This window comes from Alkalihalobacillus deserti (assembly GCF_020734105.1).
Taxonomy (GTDB): Bacteria; Bacillota; Bacilli; order Bacillales; family Bacillaceae_D; genus Halalkalibacter; species Halalkalibacter deserti.
Map to the genome: position 1 here is coordinate 1 of NZ_JAJAFR010000052.1, position 4,633 is coordinate 4,633.

3 protein-coding genes and 1 pseudogene are annotated in these 4,633 nt (G+C 33.2%); 1 reads left to right on the plus strand and 3 read right to left on the minus strand.

The features are described 5' to 3' along the window. Positions 1-456 precede the first annotated feature (456 nt). Positions 457-1,281 carry an ion transporter gene (locus tag LDX58_RS25410; RefSeq protein ID WP_227940452.1) on the minus strand — a complete coding sequence of 275 codons (825 nt, stop codon included), beginning with the start codon at positions 1,279-1,281 and terminating at the stop codon, positions 457-459. A gap of 608 nt (positions 1,282-1,889) precedes the next feature. On the opposite strand from LDX58_RS25410, the gene LDX58_RS25415 reads away from it, so the two are divergent. After that, positions 1,890-2,804 (plus strand): cupin domain-containing protein, encoded by a 915-nt coding sequence (locus LDX58_RS25415; RefSeq protein ID WP_227940453.1) that lies wholly within the window; start codon positions 1,890-1,892, stop codon positions 2,802-2,804. 157 nt (positions 2,805-2,961) lie between these two features. Here LDX58_RS25415 and LDX58_RS25420 read toward each other — a convergent pair. Both LDX58_RS25420 and LDX58_RS25425 read right to left on the minus strand, forming a co-directional pair. After that, a pseudogene (locus LDX58_RS25420) lies at positions 2,962-3,351 on the minus strand (reverse transcriptase/maturase family protein); the annotation flags it as partial. A 341-nt stretch (positions 3,352-3,692) separates the two neighbouring features. Beyond that, entirely contained in the window at positions 3,693-3,878 is a 186-nt protein-coding gene (locus LDX58_RS25425) for a sporulation histidine kinase inhibitor Sda (protein ID WP_227940454.1), read from the minus strand. Between the last annotated feature and the right edge of the window lie 755 nt (positions 3,879-4,633).

Here is a 4,633-nt window from a genome sequence, read left to right on the forward strand (position 1 = left end):
CATGACTATTCTTCTTATATCCGTCCATACTTTCACCTCACACCTTAAGTATGGACATCGAAGGGTAAGGCTAAAAGCGTATACCGTCTAAAGACGGTGGAGTTAGACCACGCGTTTGGAAATTAAAGGTTAAAATGCTACCAATAGCAATAACACTAAACCGATCCCATAAAAAAACGTAAGCAAAGTTTTTATATATGTCATAATTAAATGTCATAATTAAATATCATAATCGCTGCTACAACAATAAACCCTAATACAAAATAAACCACTTGTCGTTTCACAAAAAAGGTTGATCTTCACTGTAATATTGTCCAGACCTACTATTTGCCGCCAAAAGACAAAACACATCAAAAGAAATAAGAAAAATAAGATTGAGTAATCAATTTGCTGTCCCCCCAAGTTAACCAGCATCTTTCATGTTAAAGTAGATTTGATTTTATATGTTCTTATCGTTCATTTATTATCCCTATCAAGAATTAATTGTTTAATTTCTTGAATATCACTCTTTAGTTCTTGATTCTCTTTGTAAAAACGACCCAACTGTTCCTTTAGATTCTCTTCGTCCTCCTGGCCCAAATAGCTTAAAATGACTGCAACTACAAGGTTTAAAATAACTAATGCTCCAATTATGATAAATGAGACAAAATAGGCCCAAGCCCATGGTACTTCATGAATAATCGGTCTTGCTACCTGACTAGCCCACGATTCAAACGTTACGACTTGCAGCAAAGTGAAGAGTGCTGTATGAAAACTTCCAAAAAACTCATATGGAAGCACATCACGAAAAAAGGTTGTTCCAATAATCGCATAAATAGAAAAGATCAAGATGGATAACCCTAAAATCCCAGTTAAAGCTGGTAAGGATTTCATTAATGAGTCGACTATTTTTCGTAGCGCAGGAATCGCTGGAATCATTCTTATCAAACGCAATACCCTTACTAGTCTCAGAACGCTTACGAAAGGAGTTGCGTAAAAGACTAAGCTTCCTATGACAATACTGAAATCAAATACATTCCATTTATCAGAGAAATAACCTTTGAATCCGAGACCAATAATTTTCACTATTAGTTCTAGCACAAAGATCCAAACAATTATATTATCTAGAACTAGTAATAGATTATTACCAGTAAAATATGTCTCGGCGATGATAACAAGCCCATTCAATAGGATAATGCCTATAACAATCGCTTGGAAGTTTTTATACTCTATCAGCTGTCTAGTGTAAGTTCTCAAGGAGCTATTTTTACTACTCACTTCTTCTTTTTGTTTTAATCCCATTGTTTTAACCCACGTTTCCCTTCCATCAATTTGCTTTCTTTTTCTATTATTATACCAGTTAAAACGATTTGAGAAATTACTATAACAAGAAAAATGCTATATAATGATTATCCAGTCTATCCCTAGTATAAGAGAAAAAATCACCGCCACGATTATTCCTGAAATCGGTGAGATAGAACGGTTCAATCACGATTATAAAAGGAAGGTTAATCAGCATGCGCACTTTTTTAGTATAGCATGAAGTATTTTAAGTTTTCATTGAAAAATGTTGACAAATATAGCTAGTTATTAAATAACAAACTCCCTTTATTAACGTGACTATCCTTCCCTATTTACTGAAATTTGATTAACTCACAACTTCCTACCTTTATTCAAAAAGTTTTTCAACTCTTTTTTTTCGATAAAAGAGTATAAAGAATATCTTCTGTTTTTATTATCGTATCTCCATGTGGGGTTAATAAATCACCTGTGCGGATAATCGCACTAATTAGATCATCATTAGGAAAATTTACTTCTTTTAACGTTTAAAAGAAGTAACATCAATCAAAGTACATTCTCTGACTATAGGCATATGATAATTTTATAAACCCTTGAAGGGAATGAGTAAAATGTATTACCCTAAAACGTATCCATATCCTTATTACGCTAATGGTACCATGCCAATAAATAACTCAGACTTTATGTCAAGAAATCATCACGGACAGGATCAACAAGTATTTGAAGCTATACTTTCAGGAATAAAAAGAGAGGCCTCAGCCATTAACCTTTATAGTCGATTAGCAAATGTAGCACCAAATCAAAAGCATCAAAATGACATTCTTCATGCTTTAGAAAACAAAAAAGCTCATCTGATGCAATTTACTAATCTTTATATAAACCTTACTGGAAGACAGCCTGTGTATCAAAATGATCAAGTTCCTATTCACGGTTATCGAGAAGGTTTACAAAAAGCTTATAAAGCAGAAGTAGAGGGTTATGAAGAATACCAAAAAAGTTGTTTACTTACTCAACATCCACAAGTTCGAAATGTATTTTTGTGGGCTTTAACCGGGGAAAAAGAGAATGCTACTCGATTTGGTTTTTTAAATGAAGACGTTTTAAATGGATTAAAAGATTATGGAGCAGACCCGTTTGTAGTTAATATTGAGGAGGTTACTAAGCAAAACAAAACTTACCGTACCGCTTTATGGACAGGAAATCATTTGCAAGTGACCTTGATGAGTATCAATGTTGGAGAAGACATCGGCTTAGAAGTTCATCCGACACTTGATCAATTCCTACGTATTGAAGAGGGTCAAGGGCTCGTTCAAATGGGTGATACAAGAGATACATTAGATTTTGAAGAAAGAGTCTATGATGACTATGCGATCTTGGTACCTGCTGGTAAATGGCACAACCTAACCAATACGGGTAATAACCCACTTAAACTTTACTCTATCTATGCCCCACCTGAGCACCCATATGGTACAGTTCATGAAACGAAAGCAATTGCAATGGCTGCTGAAGAAGACCATCACCACTAATTAATCCAATTAAGATATATAAGAGGATGAGAAAAAGGTCGATGCCTTATTTAATTGACTTTATTTCCATCCTTATTTAGATGGTGAAATTAAATCTTAAAAAGGTATGATGCATTGCTACTGGTCAATTTGTAGTCATTTGATAATAGAAATTGCAATATAGCCTAATAGTGTGATACCATTTGTGAGCCGTTTTTCCATCTCGACATAGGATTTTAAAATCATCCGCATAGCGGACAAGGTATCCTTCTTTGAGACTCGTACGTTTCTTAGCGTATCTTTCCCCTTCTTTTGTTTTGTAATGTTTCGAAAGGGGGAAAAACTCCCATTGTTCAGCGACCCATTGGTCTAAATCATTTAGCACAATATTTGATAAAATTGTCGATAATATACCGCCTTGAGGTACGCCTTTAGAGGGTGTACTCTCATTATCTATTTTCGCCTTTAACATTTTGGATATACACGCTAAAACTTTTCTGTCATGGATTCCTAAATTCCATAGCTGTTTGATGAGAAGAGTGTGATTAATATTATCAAAAAAGCCTTTTTTAGCGATATACTAAATACAAAGGCATCATTTTCCTCATCAACTATTCCATGTAAAAATATTTGCTTCAGCGAACATATTGAATTAATTGTAATGATAAAAATAAAGTAATTATGTTCACACCAAAAAAACCTTTATATACCAGCTTTACAGGCACTTTTTAGGTCATAACAATTTGTTTTAATTTTATTCTTAAATAGTTCGCCATTTGAAAAAGCACAAAAAAAGGCGCTACTCATAAACATACGGCGATTATACAATTACTAAGGTATAAGGAACAACTTCCATTTTTTCAGAACGTGTACTATCAGAATCATTGAGGTTAAGAAAGAAAGAGAATTCTAAGAAGGTTCCGTTGGAAAGAAACCATGCTGAAGCTCCTCTCTATGTTGAAATTTTTCTAGTCTATAATCTATCTTTCTCATATATATTTCTTTACGTAACAACATTATGAAATCTTGCTCGAAATTTAATTCAATAGCCTTATAATATGCATGTAACAATAGATCATCTTTTAGCTTATTCATTCTTCTTTTACTCCAATCTTAACTACTCAACTTTCACAGAACCAAATTAGGCAGGTGAGTACTAACGTAACCTGATATATTTGCAATCCATTTCCGAAATCTAATGTAATTATTGTTTCTTAGATTCGTCTAGCGATAATTTCCCTTGTGAAGCAACGTGTCCTTGATGATCCTCACTTCTTAATTTATAAAACATAAGAACAACCAACTATCTTATAAATATTTGATAGTTGGTTGTCTGATAAGAAAATAACGTACCTAGCCTAAATTGAATAAGACCTTTTATAGTAATATATAATTCCAATTAGCCACTTTAATAAATTTTACTTTCTGTAATAACTGTAACAGCAGGATGGTTTCTCAATATAGAAGCTGGGAAACCTTAATGGATTTCTCCGAACATCAAATTAGCAAGTGCTTCTTTCTTGTTTTCACCTGAAATTATAAGTAGAATTTCTTTACTTTTCATAATCGTGGCTATTCCCACGTAATGGATCTCGTAGGAACTTCCTATAGAGACCATATTCTTCCTCTTTCAAGTAAAAAGGAAATGGACCTCTAGTTAGTCAATGAAAAAGATATTTAATGATCCAAACTTTACTATTTAGTAAGAGCTCTTAAATCGTGTTAAATTAATTTTTGGTGAAGAACTCACCAAACAATCATATAACTTTGTTGAGGTTATAATTAACGATCATTTGGTAAGTTCTTTCAACTTAAATTTTTTGTGTATGGAGTTTTCCTTGACTAAATAG